Here is a 17,598-nt window from a genome sequence, read left to right as displayed (position 1 = left end):
CCATGGTTTTGGAGTAAATAACGATATGGAGTTTCGTTAGAGTCAGTCAGCCCCCATCGGCAACGTTGTCCCATGGATTGGGGAGAAGATCAAAGTTCGGATGACCTCTGATTTCTGACCAACTGAGCTCTGGTCAACTAACTTGTGGCTAACTAACTTCTGATCCACCAACCTTTGGATACCCAATCTCAGACCACCGTGGCTTTGACCGTCTGACTTGTGGCTAACTAACCCATGACTACCGACCTCTGATCGATCTCTGGTTATCCGGTCTCAGACCACCGTACCTCTGGACCTCTGACCTTTTGCCAACTAGCTTGCAGCAATCTGACCTTTGACCAACTGGCCAATCTCTGCCCCCCTGACCTGTGGCTATGACCTCTGACCGTCCGAACTGTTTCCAACTAACCTCTGATCATTTAACTTTGGTCGTCATTGGCCACTGTACCTCTGATCTGTTGCTACTAACCTCTGCTCTAACCTCCGATTTCTAGCCACTAACTATCAAGCGAAACGTGGTATCGCTATTCCGGCAAAAAAGGACCTCCGAAAATTGTAACGAAACTGGGGATCGTTATTTGAGTAAAATTGCGGCCCAAAGCCCTATTTTCACCCGAATAGCGATATGGTGTTTCGTTAGAATTTATTAGCCGTGGTTTTGGAGCAAATAACGATACGTAGTTTCGTTAGAATGAAGTTGATGTTACCCACATGGTATTCACCAAAATAGTGTTCCGGAGTTTCGTTAGAGGTCAGGGAAGCTTGGCCCGCAGCGTTTCGATGAATCCTCGTGTGAGATCTCTCTCAACAGTAACATGTATCTCGGAAGGTTCGCAAAACCTGTGGAAGCAAGGGGCCATCATTTCTTTTCATAGTAAATTTATTTCGCGATATGCCCAGGCAAGGATATAATAGAATAATAACTTTGACCAATATGGGGGAATGGAAATGTATCCAACGAAACAGCAATTGGATAATTATGCGGAGCTGGCCGTTAAGGTAGGGGTTAATGTTCAGCCCGGCCAAACGGTCGTGGTCATGGCGCCTGTTACAGCGGCCGACTTGGTTCGCTTGATTACGCTCCATGCGTATAAAGCGGGCGCTCACAATGTCTATGTTGAGTACAATGACGATCAGCTGTCCAAAATAAAATATCATCATGCACCGGAAGCAGTATTCTCCGAATATCCGGAATGGCGTGCGAAAGCGATGGAGGAATACGCGGAAAAGGGAGCGGCTTTTATCCAGATTTACTCCCCGGACCCGGATTTACTGAACGGGGTTGAACCAGCACGGATCGCCACCGCGGCCAAGACGGCTGCCACTGCGCTTAACAAGTACCGCAGTTATTTGATGGCCCATCACAACGCATGGACGCTGATCTCTTATGCTACTGTGGAATGGGCAAGCAAGGTGTTTCCGGACGAAAGTCCAGAATCCGCACAGCAAAAGCTATGGGAACGCATCATCGATGCGACTCGCATGGACCAGGACCAACCGGTAGAGGCATGGGGCAAACATAATGCCAAGCTAGCTGAAATGGTCAGCTTCTTGAATGATAAGCGTTACAAGCAGCTTCAATATGAAGCTCCCGGCACATCGCTGACGATTGAGCTTCCTGAAGGCCATGTCTGGCTAGGTGGGGCAAAGGAAAATTCCCGTGGCATCTGGTTCAATCCTAACATTCCGACAGAGGAAGTCTATACGCTGCCCAGCAAGAACGGCGTAAACGGAACGGTACGCAGTACGAAGCCGTTGAACAATAACGGAGTAATTATCGATGGATTTTCTCTGACATTCAAGGAGGGGAAGGTCGTTGATTTCAGTGCGGAGCAAGGGGCTGAAGCACTGCAGAAGCTGCTTGATACCGATGAAGGCGCAAGATATCTTGGTGAGGTCGCGCTGGTTCCTCATGATTCGCCGATTTCCAACTCGAACGTCATTTTTTATAATACATTATTTGATGAAAATGCATCCTGTCACCTTGCGTTGGGTCAAGCGTACCCGGTTACTATTGAGGGCGGAACGGACATGAATGAACAGGAACTGGCGAAGCATGGGGTAAATAAAAGCTTGATTCACGTCGACTTTATGATCGGAGCTGCCGAGTTATCCATTGATGGTATTACCCAGGATGGTCGGACAGAAGCGATTTTCCGAAACGGCAACTGGGCTTTTTAGATGGATGATATGATAATTGAAGCATAGGTTTGGTTTATAATACTATCTATCTGAATGTCCAGGAAAGGGAGTTTATTGTGTTTAATCTAACGGATTGTATCGGATTTATTACGAATACTGCTTCCAAGAAAATAGTTGATGCTTTTAATGAACGCTTGCGGGATAACAATATTACGCGAGTAAAATGGATTGCTCTGTTCTTCATCGGTGAGGAGAAAAATATCTCTCAGAAAGAGCTGGCCCAAAAGATGAACGCCAACGAATCCTCTATAGCCAGGTTATTGGAACGGATGGAGAGAGACGACTTATGCGTGAGGGAGAGAGATACGGCGGACCGCAGAATTATTAGAGTCAACCTGACTTCCAAGGGAACGCAACTAAGAGCGGAGCTGCTGCCATTAGGACAAAGCTTCCATGAAGATGCAACGGATGGGATTCCTGTGGGGGACCTGGAGATTTTCAAGAACGTGCTGGAAAAAATGGTTGCGAATGTAACCAAAGAACAATGAAATATCATTAAAAAGGCAATCTCGCTACGGCGCTGTTTATAGCGGCCGCGAGATTGCCTTTTTTGGTGCTAATCGATTTTAATGATACCTGTTGTATGCAGAAGAACCAGAAGAACAAGAACCGGCGCGATATACCGAAGCATAAACAGCCATATCTTGAACCATTTCGATTTCAGGCCCGCTGCTTCCGCAGCGCCCTTCCAGAAGTAGCCTGCGAACAAAGTCGTAATGAGTCCGCCGATAGGCAGCATTATATTCGAGGTGATGAAGTCAAGCCAGTCAAAGAAGTTCTTGCCGCCCAGATCGGACAGGGCAGGCACCATCCCGAAGGACAGTGCGGATGGAAGTCCAATAAGCATAACTAGAGCGCTGATAATGATTACGGACTTCGTACGGCTCCAGCCCCAGCGGTCCATCGTAAAGGAGACCGGTACTTCCAGCAGCGATACAGCCGAGGTAAGGGCAGCAATGGCTAATAAGATGAAGAACAAACCTCCGAAAAGCGATCCGAACGGCATTGCTGAAAAAGCGGCCGGAAGCGCCATGAACACAAGACTTGGACCGGAATCGGGAGCAATGCCAAAGGAGGCAGTCGTCGGGAAAATAATCAGCCCGGCAACAAAGGCATAGATCAAATCGCCAGCTCCGATAGCGAGCGTAGCCGTTCCAAGCGATTGACGTTTGTCCACATAAGCGCCATAAGTTAGCAGAATCCCCATGCCAAGCGATAGCGAGAAGAAGGCATGTCCCAGAGCAACCAATGCGGATTCAGGGCTCAGCTTGGAGAAATCAGGGTGCAGGAAGAAGGCTACTCCTTCTCCCGCGCCCGGAAGAGTTACGGAGCGGATCATCAGACCGATGAGCAAAATGATCATCCCGGGAATGAGTACTTTATTAAATTTCTCAATTCCCCCCGAAATCCCTTTGATGACTACAAATGCAGTAATCAGAATGGCTATCGCTTGCCACACAATCGGCATATACCCGCCAATAAAGGAAGCGAATTGTCCTTCGTAATCAGAGCTGCTGAACAAGTGACCGCTAAAGGATTGAACAGCGTAGTTCAGCGTCCATCCGGCAACGATAATATAAAAGGTCAGGATCAGAAAAGGTGCTATAACTTGCAGAATCCCGAGTTTTCCGAATACTTTCGAACCGCCGGCCTTCACAAACGAAGTAGCAGCGCTGCCCCTGCCCGCACGGCCAATGGCCAGCTCGGCCAGCAGAACCGGCAGACCGATCACGATCAGACAGACGATAAAGAGCAGGAAGAAGGCAGCCCCTCCATTTTCGCCGGTAATGTACGGAAATTTCCACATGTTTCCGAGCCCGACGGAACTGCCAATAGCAGCCAAGATAAACCCTGACGAGGAAAAACGATCGTTCTTTCCTGACATCTCTGGGCCTTTTTTCGGTGTAGTCATAGAAGCTCCCCCAGTATTAATATAAATATTTTCTTATTATATTGCATTTTTGTAAGAAAACCATGGAAAATTGTTTCAAAAAAGAAAATCTTATTTTCGACAAAATACTTTACAATGCAATTAATGCAGTGTAAAGTATTATTAGATCACAAGTGAATTATTTCACAAAAAATAAGGAGCTGACAGAAATGAAGAAAGATGTTAGACAAATGCTGAATGATTTTACAGGTGGATTGCAGGAATTGTCCGGTACGAATGGGGAGAGCGTTAATGCGTTTATGAACTTGCTGGGAACCAACTATGCCGATGGGGCCATTGATACGAAGACCAAGGAACTGATCAGCGTAGGGATCGCCGCTTATAACCGCTGCGAGTATTGCATCGTGTTCCACGTCTATAAAGCGCTCGAAGCAGGAGCAACCCGTGAACAGATTATTGAAGCGGCTATGGTTGCCGTGGCATTTGGCGGCGGACCAAGCATGGCTTATTCTGTTACCTTGCTGAAGGATTCGATTGATGAGTTCGAAAAGGACTTTAAATAAAACTTATAATGATGTGATTCATGGCAACCTTCTGACTGGTTCGGGAGGTTGCTTCTTCAAGTAAGGCCAACCACTAATGAATCAGCGGAGGGAACATCATGATTATCAAGCTGGAACAGCTCACAGGACACGCCAAGCAGGCGAAAATCGGGAAGCTGAATGTTGCCGAAGGAGATCAGATTGAAATTGGTCAACCTTTACTTCAGTTAGAGAGTAAGAAAGGAAATTCACCTGTACATTCTAAATATAAAGGCAAGATCGAGAAAGTGTTGGTCGATGAGGGGCAGGAAATTGAAATTGGTCAGAGCCTATTTGAGATGACTGCCGAAGAGACTGCCGCGGCGCCGTCAGAAGTAAAACCGAAGCTGGATTATTTCGGCGGGCTTCTGAAAGGGAAGAAGGAGGATGTACGAACTGATCTGCTGGTTATCGGCGCGGGGCCGGGAGGTTATGTCGCTGCCCTCTACGCAGCCAAGAAAGGTATTCAAACCGTGCTGGTGGAGAAGGATTCCATGGGAGGAACATGCCTGAATGTGGGCTGTATTCCGACCAAGGCCTTAATCAAATCCTCCGAAGTTTTTCACCAAATGATGCAGGCCGATGATTTTGGTCTTTCTGTGAAGGAAATTGAGCTGGATATGGCCAAGGTGATCGATAAGAAGGATGAGATTAAGGGCAGCCTGGTGTCAGGGATTGAGTATCTGCTTGGCAAAAATAACGTTCGCGTCATTAAAGGCGACGCTTCATTCCTAAATGATCACCAGGTGCTCGTCAAGAATGGAAAAGATGAATATACGATCGAAGCCGACAATACCATTATTGCCACTGGATCTCAGATCGCAGATATTGCTCTGCCTGGAATCGATCATGAGTTTGTCATGAACAGCACTTCAGCTCTGGCCTATCGAAAAAATATCAGCTCGGTTACGATTATTGGCGGCGGCGTCATCGGTATGGAATTCGCTTTTCTCTATTCCAACTTTGGCATTCAGGTCAATGTCTTAGAATTCTGCGACAGGCTGCTGACGATGGTGGACAAAGACGTCTCGGAAGAGATCGCTCATATTGCTGCCGAGCAGGGAATCGGCGTATTTAACGGAGCCAAGGTGACCCGGATCGAAAAGGACCAGACAGGCAAAGCCGTCGTTATCTTTGAACAGGGCGGAGTCGAAAAGTTTATAACGAGCGAGAAGGTACTGGTTGCAATTGGCAGAACGCCGAATATAGATGGGCTGGAGCTTGAGAAGACAGGCGTCAAGCTGAACGACAATCGAAAAGGGATTGCGGTTAATGAGCATTTACAAACCTCGCTGGCTCATATCTACGCGATTGGCGACGTCACGAACCGAATTCAACTGGCCCATGTCGCTTCCCATGAAGGAATAGCGGCTGTGGATCATATTCTGGGTACGGCCGCTCATATGGATTATGAAATGGTGCCTAATGTAATATTTACTTCACCGGAAATCGCTGAGGTGGGTCTGAATGAAGACCAGGCCAGACTCCTGGGCAGGAACATTCAAGTGAGCAAATTCCCATTCCAGGCCAATGGCAAAGCATTAACGATGAGAGAGGGACGGGGCTTCATCAAGCTGGTCAAGGATCTGGACAGCAACAAGCTGATTGGCGCTTCGATTATTGGGCCAGAAGCATCGGCTTTGATCAGTACATTGACGATCATGATCGGCTCAGGCATTCCTGAGGAAGAGATCGCTCATACCATTTTTGCACATCCCACGACGGGTGAAGTGATTCATGAGGCGATACTCGGCTTTGGAGTAGGGGCTCTGCATTACGATGAATAGGATTATCCTGTCCGAAGAGCATAACCCGTACTATAACCTGGCGTTGGAGGAAGCGTTGCTGCGAGGCGTTAACTCGGACGAGGTCATCTTGTATTTATGGCAAAATGAGAAGACGGTTGTGATCGGCAGAAATCAGAATCCGTATCTTGAATGCGATGTACTGCAACTGGCGACTAACGGAGTCCGGCTGGCCAGACGGATCTCGGGCGGAGGCGCCGTGTACCATGATCTGGGCAATCTGAACTTTACTTTCATTTATCTGGAGCAGCATAAAGATCTGGAACGGCAGTTGGATGTGATTAAAAAAGCGGTTGAAGCCCTGGGAGTTGCGGTTGAGTGCTCTGGCAGAAATGATCTGACCATCCAGGGACAGAAATTTTCCGGACATGCCTTCTATGCGGAGAACGGTCATGAATTTCATCACGGAACTCTGATGGTAAATGTAGATTTGAGCCAGTTAGGGCGGGTGCTTAGACCCTCGAAGCTAAAAATGCAAGCCAAGGGAATCACATCCGTGAAGAGCAGGGTCGTTAATCTACAGCAGCTTGCTCCTTCCTGTACAGTCGATCATTTGATTGACCTGCTGGTTACCAGCTTTGCAGAAAGCTATGGAGAGGTGCAGCTGCTCAGATATAATAATGAAAACTACATTCCGGCGCAGTTAAGTTTGTATGCGGATTCCAAGTGGCTCTACGGCGAGAGCCCGAAATACGACGTAATACTGGAGAGAAGAACCTCGCAGGGGTTGATCCAAGCTTTGCTGGATGTGGAGAACGGATTGATCCAGAGGATTAAAATCCATACCGACAGCCTTAGGATCGGGCCTTATGAAGAGGTTGAACAGCAATTTACCGGCAAGGTATTTGACCTGCATTTCGAGGAGCAATTATTTGCTGCAATTGAAGACTGGTTTGAGTCTGGCTCCTCAGCATAATAGAAGTGGAAGACACCCTTGTAATCATTGGTTAACCGGAACGGTTCCGATAGATGATCAAGGGTGTTTTACGTATGTAACCGTATTGCAGGCTGGAAATTTCCATGTTTACAGCCAGGCCGCGGTTATGCGAAGGGACTAAGAGGAGCAGGATGTTGCAGCCTGATTGAGAATCCTGAAAATAATAAAGGACCTTCAACAATAGACCTGGATATGTCCATGGATATTTGCACCTCGTTTTTGACTACTAATTCGTTATAAGCTTATTATCATACGCGAATGTCCCCTCACAACAAGGCTGCCTATCCAAACAATTGGGTTTGCTGATATTCGTCTGGAATGAAGGAAGAGGACTAAATAAGCTATAATGGATTTACGTAACAGACAAGGAGGATATGGCTCATGGAATATTTAGCACTCTTCATCTCCCTTATTGCCTTGATCGCATGTCTAAGTGTGTATAACAAAGTATCTGCCTTAGAGGCGCGGATCAAAGCGATGCCGTTCCCGGGAACCCAAGCAGTTCCCACAGCTCAAGCGGAGGGATCAATCTCGTACTCTGGGCAAGATGAAGTTATTCGATTAATACATGAGGGCAAGAAAATCGAAGCTATAAAGAAATCAAGAGCTTTGTATGGAATGTCGCTACTGGAAGCCAAGCAATATGTAGATGATCTGACACTGAAGGTGTTGAAATAGAAGGGGATCTCATCATGAAGAAGTATATTGTTATCGGAGCAGGGATTTTGGGGGCATCAACGGCTTATCAATTATCTAAAATGGGAGCAGATGATGTACTTATTATAGATCGTGAAGAACAAGGACAGGCCACGGATGCAGCGGCCGGCATCATTTGCCCTTGGCTATCGCAGCGGCGCAATCAGGCCTGGTATCGCCTGGCCAAAGCAGGTGCGGGCTTCTATCCGAAATTCATCGAAGAGCTGGTGAACGAGGGGGAGACAGAGACAGGTTACGCTAGAGTTGGCGCACTTAGCATTCACCATGATCTGGAGAAAGTAATCAGGATGGAGGAACGGGCCCGGCAGCGCAAAGCGGATGCGCCGGAGATTGGCGAGATCACGCGATTCGATGAGACAGAAACCCACCGCAGGTTCCCATTATTGGAAGAAGGATATCATTCCGTTCATATTAGCGGAGCAGCCCGTATAGATGGACGTGCTCTACGGGATGCCTTGCTGCGTTCAGCAGAGAGACATGGGGCGAAGCGGATTAAGGGAAATGCTGTGCTGGAGTTCCAGGGAAATCAGATTATAGGAGTTCGGGTGGGTACAGACATTTACACTGCGGACATGACGGTTGTCTGTGCGGGAGCCTGGGCCAGGGAGCTGCTTCAGCCTCTCGGCATTCACTTTAACGTTCACTTCCAGAAAGCACAAATTATGCATTTACGGGCTGAGCATAGCCAGGATACAGGGAATTGGCCTGTGATTATGCCGCCATCCGATCAATATTTACTTGCGTTCGAGCACCAAAAGATCGTGATTGGAGCGACTCATGAGAACGAGGTTCAGGGCTATGATACAAGAATAACTCCAGGTGGAATGCAGGAAATATTGAACAAAGGGCTAACATTAGCGCCAGGCTTGGCGGACAGTACCTTCCAGGAGGTTAGAGTCGGCTTTCGGCCGTTTACCCCTGGATTTTTGCCGGTGATCGGACAAATCCCTGGTTGGGAAGGACTTATTACGGCTAATGGTCTCGGAGCCTCCGGACTTACCATGGGTCCATATATCGGAGGTCAGCTTGCCAAGCTGGCCTTGGGAATGGAGTTGGATATTCAGCTTGATGACTATGATTTAAGAGCAGCCATAGAAGAGCAATAACTATGGGATAATAAAAAATCGACAGACTTCAAAATATGACAGACTTCGACAATCGGGGTCTGTTATATTTCTCTTAGGCCGAGAATAAAAACGTTTTTATTCCGGTCGGTGGGAGGTGAATCTAACTAAGCGACTTTACCAAAGCTTATAACTATTTAAAATCGGAGGTACTGTATGGTAAAAGGAAATCGATTTCATAAAAAGGGATTTCGAATTTTTCTATCAACGATTTTGCTGCTGGGGGCCCTTGTGGCAGATTGGAGTCTGGGGCATACAGATGTGGTAAATGCGGCGAGCAGTTTGTCGGATGGCGATTTTTTGAAGACGAACGGTACATCCATCCGTAAATCCAAGGGAACGGGAAGCAATGTATACCTGCGGGGTACAAATGCTGGAGGCTGGCTGGTTCAGGAGTCGTGGATGAATCCAACGAACGCTCCGGATCAGAAGACGATGATGAATACATTCAAGGACCGCTTCGGCGCCGCCGCACGGGATGAGCTTATTTCTGTCTATGAGGACCATTACTGGACCACACAGGATTTTGATAATATTTCTGCGATGGGAATGACTGTTGTCCGTCTACCTTTTACGTACATGAATTTGGTAGACGATTCCGGAAATTTGAAAGCGGATGCATGGGCGCGTCTGGATTGGTTTGTGGAGAACAGCCGCCAGCGGGGGATTTATGTCATTCTGGACATGCATGGGGCATTTGGTTCTCAGAACGGTATGGACCATTCCGGAGAGATCAATGATGGCAATCAATTGTACGGAAATCCGAATAACCGCCAGAAGACCTTATGGCTATGGGAAAAAATAGCGGAACACTTTAAGGGGAATCCGGCTATAGCCGCTTATGACATTCTGAATGAGCCGGGAATTAAAGCCGCGGCGACAGGCCGTACGCAATGGGATTTCTACAACGAAATTTATAATCGGATTCGGGCAGTAGATGGTGATCATATCATCATGATGGAATCTTGCTGGGATGCTGCGAACCTGCCGTATCCGCAGGAATATGGCTGGACTAACGTCGTCTACGAATATCATTATTACCCGTGGGATTCAGTGACCAGTGCTCCCGGCCAAGCGGCTTATATTTCGAGCAAAGTGGCGGATATCCGCAGCCATAATTATGGAGTGCCGACATTCGTAGGGGAATTTACATCCTTTGATGTGGAGGACGCCTGGAAGAATACGTTGTCTACATTTAATCGCGAGGGCTGGCATTGGACCACCTGGACTTATAAAGTCACAGGCAGCAACAACTCTTGGGGCATTTACAATCTCAATGCGGAAGCGGTAGATATTTACCGTGATTCGCAAGAGACGATCCGTCAGAAATGGTCCAAGGTTGGCGCAAATTACAGTGCGGTGAATAGCAAAATCTACAATGTGATCAAGCCTTATTTGCAAGGATCAACAGATCCCGGCAGTGGCGGTTCATCGTTATTCGCGGATGGGGAATATTATCTGACCTCGGTTGCCAACGGCGGGGTTGTCTCCGCGGAGAATGGAGGGGCTGAGCCATTAGCAGCCAATCGTGCCTCTGTAGGAGGGGCTTGGGAGACCCTGCGGCTGGAAAATAACAGTGACGGGACCGTCTCCTTCAAATCGATGGCTAATCAAAAGTATGTCTGTGCGGTAATCGATGAGAGTAATCAGCTATTGGCTCGCAGCGCCTCCATCGGCACCTGGGAGAAGTTTGAGCTAGTTAGTACCGGGAACGGCGATTACGGAATCAAGGCGCTGGCCAATGGAAAATTCGTCCAGGCGAATCTGAATTCGGGCGGCAGGCTGGAAGCGACTCAGGATAAGGTGGCAGGGGCTTGGGAAGCCTTCAAGATCACAAAAATGGGCGACTCTTCCGGACTGGACTTTGACAGCTCTCTAACCGATAAGTCCGCAGAATTTTATGAACATGCGAGCTATCAAGGCAAGTCCATTAAATTGAGCAAGGGCGAATACACCTATAACGATCTGGTCTCTAAAGGCATCGGCAACGATACAATCTCATCGCTGAAGGTTCCGCAAGGCTATAAGGTTACCTTGTATGCGGATGATCTTTATAAAGGCGGAGCCAAGGTCCTGCTGGCGGATGCGCCGTCTCTTGGCGATTTCAATGACAAGACCTCTTCGATTAAGGTCGAGCAAGTAACCCTCGGGAATTTTGACGAGGGGGGTTATACGTTGACCGCGATCGTAAACAAGAAGGTCGTCAGTGCGGAGAATGGAGGCAAGGACCCGCTCGTAGCCGATCGGAATTCCAATGGTGGAGCCTGGGAAACCTTCAAGTTAGTGAATAATGGGGATGGAACGGTCTCCTTCCAATCGATGGCCAACAATAAATATGTCTGCGCGGTGGTGGATGAGAAAAATCAGCTTCTGGCCCGCAGTTCAAGCATTGGCACCTGGGAGAAATTCTACCTTGAGAAGATCAAGGATTATGAATATGCAATCTATGCGGTTGCCAACGGCAAATATATTAAGGCGGATCAACAGAACGGAGGCAAGCTGTTTGCTTCCAGTGATACGATTGGGGGAGCTTGGGAGGCGTTCTGGGTTACGGGAGTGAATTAAAGCGAGAATAAACAGCGGGCGGAGCTGAAGCTCCGGCCCGCTGTTTTTGTATTTAAAACCGGGGATAGAAGATCAGAAAGAAAGTCCGACTTGAGAATCGACGATTTTATATTCAAAATATAATAGACTAAAGTGTAGGCCAATAACTTGGAGCGTTGAATGGGTCCAAGTGGCAAGAATGATATGAGGAGCAGGTGTGAAGCTATGATAAATGTGGAGCGGTTGGCGGAAGTGTTCGCTAATGATTCCTATGAGATACAAAGTGTATATCGTCTGGTGATCCAGCCGAAGAGCCTGTTGCGGGAGTTCAGAACTTTAAAGTATGGATTTCTCTTTATAACCCGTGGATCCAACCAAATAAACGTCAACGGAACCGTCTATGAATTGCAGCCGGGCTCTGTATTTCACGCAGCCCCAGGCATGCAGATGGAAGCGCAGGTTACAAGTGAAGCTGAGCTTGAGTACTATTCCGTTTACTATAATCTGGATAAGTACTATTCAGAGAACAGCCATCATGAGTGCAATGCTCATTTCAGACTGGAATCCGGAGTGATTCCGCGAGTGATAGAATTATTGCTGATGCTTCAGCAGAATATCCATACCCCTGGAGGGCTGGGAAAGCTTCGGGCGAAGGAGCTGTTTCTAAGCATTATGCATCAAGTGCTGGTTGGGCATAAAAATCGGGAGCTCAGCGGTTCGACCGACATTGCAGCCATAGAAGAAGCCGTTGCCTATATTAAGAGAAATTATATGAACCCCTTAACACTTGAAGAACTGGCGGAAATACATGCAATGAGCCCTAAGCAATTTTCTTATTTTTTTCATAAGCATACAGGTGTCCGTCCCATTGATTTTGTTATCCAATATCGGATGGAGAGAGCAAGCGAGCTGCTGCGGGTCGGCAATTTCCCGATTCGTGATATTGCAGTTAGTGTCGGTTATGCTAATCCGCTTTATTTCAGCCGGGCGTTTAAGAAAAGATTCGGAGTGTCCCCATCCGTATACGCGCGGCAAGCTTGCATTCAAGTTTCACCTGGATGCGAGCAAAAAGATTCATAGATCAGGGATAGCGATTTTAATAATTGTGCATGCTGCATTTACTATTTGTGTATTTGCATTTGCTAGAGTCCTTGCTACACTATCAATTGAGAATGATAATCATTGATAACGAAAGGGTTAATGATTATTCTGTTCTCTTGAAAGCATTTCGAGATTAGTGCCATTTCTGAACGAATGACGATTTTCAGAGTGGGGAAAGGGTGGAAGAAGCAAAGTGAATGCACATCGGCAATTATGTATCGGATTTTCTTTATCAGCAACCTGGATGAAGGGACATGGCTGGCGACGTCCGGATAGCGGCGTAGAGAGAATGAGTTCGATCGATTATTATATCGAATTAGCCAAGCTGGCGGAAAAGGCCAAGCTCGATTTTCTGTTTAGAGCGGATTATCTATATGTAAGTCCGCAGATGCTGGGCGATTCCGCTAATTTTGGCAGTCCTGATCCGACGATGATATTCGCGGCGATCGCTCGTGAGACGGAGCGGATTGGACTTGTTACCACGATCTCCACTACTTTTAATCCGCCGTATGTTGTTGCCAGACAGCTGCAATCCCTGCATTGGCTTAGCAACGGGCGTGCGGGCTGGAATATTGTAACCTCGATCGAAGGAGCTGAGAACTTTGGCATGGCTGCCATGCCATCCCCGGAAGAGAGATATGCGCGGGCGAGCGAATTTACTGATATAGTGCTTAAGCTCTGGGCCAGCTTCCCGCATGAAGCGGTGCTGATTGACCGTGAATCAGGCCAATTTACGGACCCTAAGCAAGTGTCCCCGATCGATCATTCCGGAGAGTTCTATAAGGTCCAGGGACCGCTCACCTTGCCTGCTCATCCATCGGGAAATATCCCGCTGTTCCAGGCAGGAGCATCGGACATCGGTCGGAATTTCGCTTCTTCTGTTGCGGATGCCATCTTCGCGGCAATGCCGGACGTCGAGTCTGGAGTTGAGTTGCGGCATGACCTGAGGAGGAGAGCAGAGGAGTTCGGTCGGGACCCGAATACGATCCGAATATTGCCGGGCCTCTATTTCTTCCTGGCCGATACGCGCGAGGCGGCCCAAGAGCTGTTCGAGGCGGCCAATGCGCATTTAAGCACCGAACGGAGATTAGCATCGTTAAAATCTGTGCTGGGCCTGGATTTAAGCGGCTTTGCTCTGGATTATCGAGTAACTGAGGATTTGCTTCCTGATCCGGATCAGCCGGTCCGCAGCCGAACGCATGCCCAACTGCTCCGCCGCTATATTATCAACCACCAGCCGACCGTGGCAGAGGTGCTGTCAAGACCGGAAGTTCTCGGCTCCGCGCACTGGGTATCGGTTGGAACGGTGGAGGACGTATTGAATGACATTATTCAGAGATATGAAGCAGGGGCCATCGATGGTTTTATCGCTCTCCCAGGCGGCTCGGAACAATCGATGGAGCTGTTTTTCGAGCAGCTGATGCCAAGATTGGTGGAGCTGGGCTTATTTAGAAGTGAATATTCGGGTTCAACTTTGAAGGAGCATCTAGGGATTAGTGGATGCTAGCTGCTACCCAGGAATCCGGTGAAATAGCCAATTAAAGCGAGGAGATTGAGAGATGCATAATAAGGAACTGTTTGATGTCACGATTGTAGGCGGTGGACCTGCCGGGCTGTTCTCCGCATTTTATAGTGGGTTACGTGAAATGAAGACGAAAATTGTTGAATTTCAGCCCTTCCTGGGCGGAAAAGTACATGTCTATCCCGAGAAGCTGATCTGGGATGTGGGCGGTTTGACGCCGCTTCCCGGCTCGCAGCTGATTGAACAAATGGTAGCTCAAGGTTTGACCTTTCAACCGGAAGTCGTTCTAGGAGAGAAGATAACGTCCATCGCCAAGGATGATGAAGATCATTTCGTGTTGCACACCGCATCCGGTCGGAAGCATTACTCCAAGACAGTCATTTTGGCTATAGGGGGAGGGATTCTGAAGCCGATCAAGCTGGATATTGAGGGAGCGGAACGGTTCGAGGTAACGAATTTGCATTATACCGTAAAATCACTGGAGCGCTTTAAGAACAAGACAGTGCTAATCTCTGGCGGCGGCAATTCAGCCATCGACTGGGCAAATGAACTGGAGCCGATTGCCAAGCGGGTTTATTTGACATACCGCAAAGAAACGTTAAAAGGACATGAGGCAGAGGTTTCACGTCTTGAGAGAAGCTCAGTGGAATGTTTACTGAATACATCGATCGAGAAGCTGATTGCGTCGGAGGATCATCAGCGGATCGAGACAGTGGCGCTGAGAACGAATGAGACGGACGCTGCGTTTGAATTGGAAATCGATGAAATGATCATTAATCATGGCTATGAACGCGATAAAGAATTGCTGGCCAACAGCGAGGTGCAAATCGAGCTGAAGGATTACTGGATTGCAGGCAATCCGTCGAGTGAGACATCGGTGCCGGGTCTTTATGCCGCCGGTGATATTCTGCATCATGAGGGCAAGCTTCACCTGATTGCCGGGGCTTTCCAAGATGCCGCGAACGCGGCGAACAAGGCCAAGCAGTATATTTCACCAGATGCGAATGAGCATGGAATGGTGTCCTCACACAATGATCTGTTTACGCAAAAGAATCGTGAGTTGATGCAGCATTTATATATTAAGAGTTAAAGACAGGCTGGAGGAAGCAATATGAAGAGATGGTTAGGTAGTATAGCTGCGTTGGTGATTGTGACTGCGATGTTGGCCGGGTGCGCCGCTGCGCCAGCGGCTTCGCCTTCAGTGAGCGATAGCAATAACGGGCAGTCGAACGTGAACAATACGTCTGAAGCTGGAGCAACGGATACAGGCGTATGGCCCAGAACGATCACGGACGCTGTCGGTCATGAGATTGTACTCCAGGAACGGCCGGAGCGCGTTGTTGTGCTTCATCCCCTGTACTTGGATTACTTCTTGGCGCTGGATACGCCTCCGGTCGCTTCGGGTAATGCCAAAAGCGCGTTGGAGGAATTTGCAACCCTGGAGCCATACCGAGGAACGGTTGAAATCGCTGATTTGGGCAGCGGCAGAGACTTGAATCTGGAAGCGGTGATCGCGGCGAACCCGGATGTGATTGTAACTTTTAAAGGACATGTTGACGCGAATTATGATGAGCTAAGCAAGATTGCTCCTGTTGTGCAAATTGACTATGGAGATACTTGGGAGAATGCCACGATGCTCTGTGCCCAAGTTATAGGCAAAGAATCATTGGCAGAACAGCTTATCAACGATACTAAAGAAACCATTGCGAAGACGAAGGAACAGATGAGCGGGGTGAAGGGGAAGAGCTTTGCATTGCTGCGGGTTGACGGAAAAGCTAATTTTACTGCTCAGGGTGCCAAGAATACAGTCTATTACAATGATGTCACGGGATTTGGCCTGTTGAAGCCGGAGGGATATCCCGAAGAAGGGCAAGTGCTATCGCTGGAGGCATTGTCGGCGATGAATCCCGATTATATTATTATCCAGCATGATCTTAAGACGGCTCAGGCAGCGGTTCAAGAGAAGGAAGCTATGGACGTATGGAAATCGCTCACAGCGGTTAAGGAAAATCACGTTCTATTCTTTGATAATTCTCTGAACAGTGGGAGCATTCTGGCTATTCGTCTGGCAGCGGAAAATTTCATGAAGTTGGCCGGGCAGTAATCCAACAGAACTTAGACCCAACAGTATACAAAAGCAAATAGCGAGCAGCCGGTTATATACACAAGGCCATTTCTCTGTAGCAAAAGCTGCAGTAAGGAATGGCCCTTTATTACAAATGTGTTACCATCCAAATTCTTTATGAATTAGAAATAAAAAGTATATTTTCGCTAAAATCCCCTAAATTAATCCTCTAATGGCATAAATAGTGCTTTGTGTTATCGCTTCCACCCTGAGATAATAGAATCACAGATTAGGATATTCGTTTCTGCTTGGCAGAGCATACCCTATAGGTTACAAAATTGTCATCTCAGAGGAGGAACAACATATGATTAATTTTAAGAAAAGCTTGATCGGCAGCCTGGTGGTTACTGCAGTAGTCTCGGCGGTCGTTACTCTTCCAACTCCATCGCATGCAGCATCTGCCAAAGACATGGCATCATCCTATACCACAACAGAAAATGTTCAGAGTCAGGCCACAGCCAGTTCTACGATTGAAAAAGTAATTCAAACGGGAATGAAATATTTGGGTACCCCTTATGAGTTTGGCTCTAACCGCAGCACGACGACAACATTTGATTGCTCCGACTTCATTCGGCAAATCTTTAAAGAAGGTGCGGGCATAGTTCTCCCTACCGATTCAAGAAAGCAGGGGACATGGATTAAGGAGAACAGTACACCTGTCTATAGCATAGACAAGCTCAAACGTGGAGATATCGTGTTCTTTATGAGCTATAAAGGCTCGAGCAGCTCCGCCTATAGTGGAATCGATAAATCGCAGCAGCGGATTACTCACGTAGCTATGTATCTGGGAGATGGACAGCTTCTGCACACGTACTCGCAAAAAGCGGGCGGTGTGGTTGTGACTGATTTTTCATCCTCCTGGCAAAATCGCTTCCTATATGGAGGCAGCGTATTGAAATAGAAATATGAACCGGACCGTCCTGGTCGATACCTTAGATAAGCCGCAGGAATGCGGCTTTTTTTGTTGCGCATATCCTTTTATTAAACATATAAGTTATTCACTACATGAATTAATAAAGTTCATGTTATATTATTTCTTGAGGGGAGGA

At 47.7% G+C, this 17,598-nt stretch carries 14 protein-coding genes; 13 read left to right on the top strand and 1 reads right to left on the bottom strand.

All coding sequences use genetic code 11. From position 1 onward, the window contains the following. The first annotated feature begins 942 nt into the window (after positions 1 to 942). Both BN1360_RS18670 and BN1360_RS18665 read left to right on the top strand, forming a co-directional pair. Positions 943 to 2,181 (top strand): aminopeptidase, encoded by a 1,239-nt coding sequence (locus tag BN1360_RS18670; RefSeq protein WP_420707909.1) that lies wholly within the window; start codon positions 943 to 945, stop codon positions 2,179 to 2,181. A gap of 77 nt (positions 2,182 to 2,258) precedes the next feature. Further along, a complete protein-coding gene (locus BN1360_RS18665; protein ID WP_068781505.1) occupies positions 2,259 to 2,690 on the top strand; it encodes a MarR family winged helix-turn-helix transcriptional regulator in 432 nt (143 codons plus the stop codon). Between the two features lie 68 nt (positions 2,691 to 2,758). Here BN1360_RS18665 and BN1360_RS18660 read toward each other — a convergent pair whose 3' ends face one another. After that, on the bottom strand, positions 2,759 to 4,114 hold the full coding sequence (locus BN1360_RS18660) for a sodium-dependent transporter (protein ID WP_068781338.1): 1,356 nt from the start codon (positions 4,112 to 4,114) through the stop codon (positions 2,759 to 2,761). Between the two features lie 188 nt (positions 4,115 to 4,302). Here BN1360_RS18660 and BN1360_RS18655 point away from each other — a divergent pair, with 188 nt between their 5' ends. The 11 genes from BN1360_RS18655 (at position 4,303) to BN1360_RS18605 (ending at position 17,450) form a co-directional block, all read left to right on the top strand. Next, positions 4,303 to 4,656 carry a carboxymuconolactone decarboxylase family protein gene (locus BN1360_RS18655; protein WP_068781337.1) on the top strand — a complete coding sequence of 118 codons (354 nt, stop codon included), beginning with the start codon at positions 4,303 to 4,305 and terminating at the stop codon, positions 4,654 to 4,656. 98 nt (positions 4,657 to 4,754) lie between these two features. Next, a complete protein-coding gene (gene lpdA / locus BN1360_RS18650; protein ID WP_068781336.1) occupies positions 4,755 to 6,461 on the top strand; it encodes a dihydrolipoyl dehydrogenase in 1,707 nt (568 codons plus the stop codon). After that, the gene (locus tag BN1360_RS18645) at positions 6,454 to 7,395 is read left to right on the top strand and encodes a lipoate--protein ligase (RefSeq protein ID WP_068781335.1); all 942 of its coding nucleotides are present in this window, start codon (positions 6,454 to 6,456) and stop codon (positions 7,393 to 7,395) included. Before lpdA ends, BN1360_RS18645 begins: the two co-directional genes overlap by 8 nt. Before the next feature lie 402 nt (positions 7,396 to 7,797). Then, positions 7,798 to 8,094, top strand: coding sequence for a hypothetical protein (locus tag BN1360_RS18640; protein ID WP_068781334.1), 297 nt, complete (start codon positions 7,798 to 7,800; stop codon positions 8,092 to 8,094). Between the two features lie 14 nt (positions 8,095 to 8,108). Then, positions 8,109 to 9,239 (top strand): NAD(P)/FAD-dependent oxidoreductase, encoded by a 1,131-nt coding sequence (locus tag BN1360_RS18635; RefSeq protein WP_068781333.1) that lies wholly within the window; start codon positions 8,109 to 8,111, stop codon positions 9,237 to 9,239. 174 nt (positions 9,240 to 9,413) lie between these two features. Next, entirely contained in the window at positions 9,414 to 11,822 is a 2,409-nt protein-coding gene (locus BN1360_RS18630) for a cellulase family glycosylhydrolase (RefSeq protein ID WP_068781332.1), read from the top strand. Between the two features lie 204 nt (positions 11,823 to 12,026). Then, positions 12,027 to 12,881, top strand: coding sequence for an AraC family transcriptional regulator (locus BN1360_RS18625; RefSeq protein WP_068781331.1), 855 nt, complete (start codon positions 12,027 to 12,029; stop codon positions 12,879 to 12,881). 214 nt (positions 12,882 to 13,095) lie between these two features. Beyond that, positions 13,096 to 14,409: an NtaA/DmoA family FMN-dependent monooxygenase gene (locus BN1360_RS18620; protein ID WP_148466610.1), complete on the top strand. Its 1,314-nt coding sequence runs from the start codon at positions 13,096 to 13,098 to the stop codon at positions 14,407 to 14,409. A gap of 52 nt (positions 14,410 to 14,461) precedes the next feature. Continuing rightward, a complete protein-coding gene (locus BN1360_RS18615) occupies positions 14,462 to 15,514 on the top strand; it encodes an NAD(P)/FAD-dependent oxidoreductase (RefSeq protein ID WP_068781330.1) in 1,053 nt (350 codons plus the stop codon). A 21-nt stretch (positions 15,515 to 15,535) separates the two neighbouring features. Then, entirely contained in the window at positions 15,536 to 16,528 is a 993-nt protein-coding gene (locus tag BN1360_RS18610) for an iron-siderophore ABC transporter substrate-binding protein (RefSeq protein WP_068781329.1), read from the top strand. Between the two features lie 325 nt (positions 16,529 to 16,853). Next, positions 16,854 to 17,450, top strand: coding sequence for a C40 family peptidase (locus BN1360_RS18605; RefSeq protein ID WP_082790118.1), 597 nt, complete (start codon positions 16,854 to 16,856; stop codon positions 17,448 to 17,450). Positions 17,451 to 17,598 lie beyond the last annotated feature (148 nt).

Origin of the sequence: Paenibacillus sp. GM2 (assembly GCF_900069005.2) — a bacterium.
Classification (GTDB): Bacteria; Bacillota; Bacilli; order Paenibacillales; family Paenibacillaceae; genus Fontibacillus.
Note: the sequence above shows the minus strand (reverse complement) of the source record. Positions and strands in the feature narration are given on the sequence as shown.

Bases quoted from the DNA above. Each gene is read 5' to 3' on its own strand.
- BN1360_RS18645 (WP_068781335.1), top strand. From the start codon at position 6,454: ATGAATAGGATTATCCTGTCCGAAGAGCATAACCCGTACTATAACCTG.
- BN1360_RS18615 (WP_068781330.1), top strand. From the start codon at position 14,462: ATGCATAATAAGGAACTGTTTGATGTCACGATTGTAGGCGGTGGACCT.
- BN1360_RS18635 (WP_068781333.1), top strand. From the start codon at position 8,109: ATGAAGAAGTATATTGTTATCGGAGCAGGGATTTTGGGGGCATCAACG.
- BN1360_RS18640 (WP_068781334.1), top strand. From the start codon at position 7,798: ATGGAATATTTAGCACTCTTCATCTCCCTTATTGCCTTGATCGCATGT.
- lpdA (WP_068781336.1), top strand. From the start codon at position 4,755: ATGATTATCAAGCTGGAACAGCTCACAGGACACGCCAAGCAGGCGAAA.
- BN1360_RS18630 (WP_068781332.1), top strand. From the start codon at position 9,414: ATGGTAAAAGGAAATCGATTTCATAAAAAGGGATTTCGAATTTTTCTA.
- BN1360_RS18625 (WP_068781331.1), top strand. From the start codon at position 12,027: ATGATAAATGTGGAGCGGTTGGCGGAAGTGTTCGCTAATGATTCCTAT.
- BN1360_RS18655 (WP_068781337.1), top strand. From the start codon at position 4,303: ATGAAGAAAGATGTTAGACAAATGCTGAATGATTTTACAGGTGGATTG.
- BN1360_RS18605 (WP_082790118.1), top strand. From the start codon at position 16,854: ATGATTAATTTTAAGAAAAGCTTGATCGGCAGCCTGGTGGTTACTGCA.
- BN1360_RS18610 (WP_068781329.1), top strand. From the start codon at position 15,536: ATGAAGAGATGGTTAGGTAGTATAGCTGCGTTGGTGATTGTGACTGCG.
- BN1360_RS18670 (WP_420707909.1), top strand. From the start codon at position 943: ATGGAAATGTATCCAACGAAACAGCAATTGGATAATTATGCGGAGCTG.
- BN1360_RS18660 (WP_068781338.1), bottom strand. From the start codon at position 4,114: ATGACTACACCGAAAAAAGGCCCAGAGATGTCAGGAAAGAACGATCGT.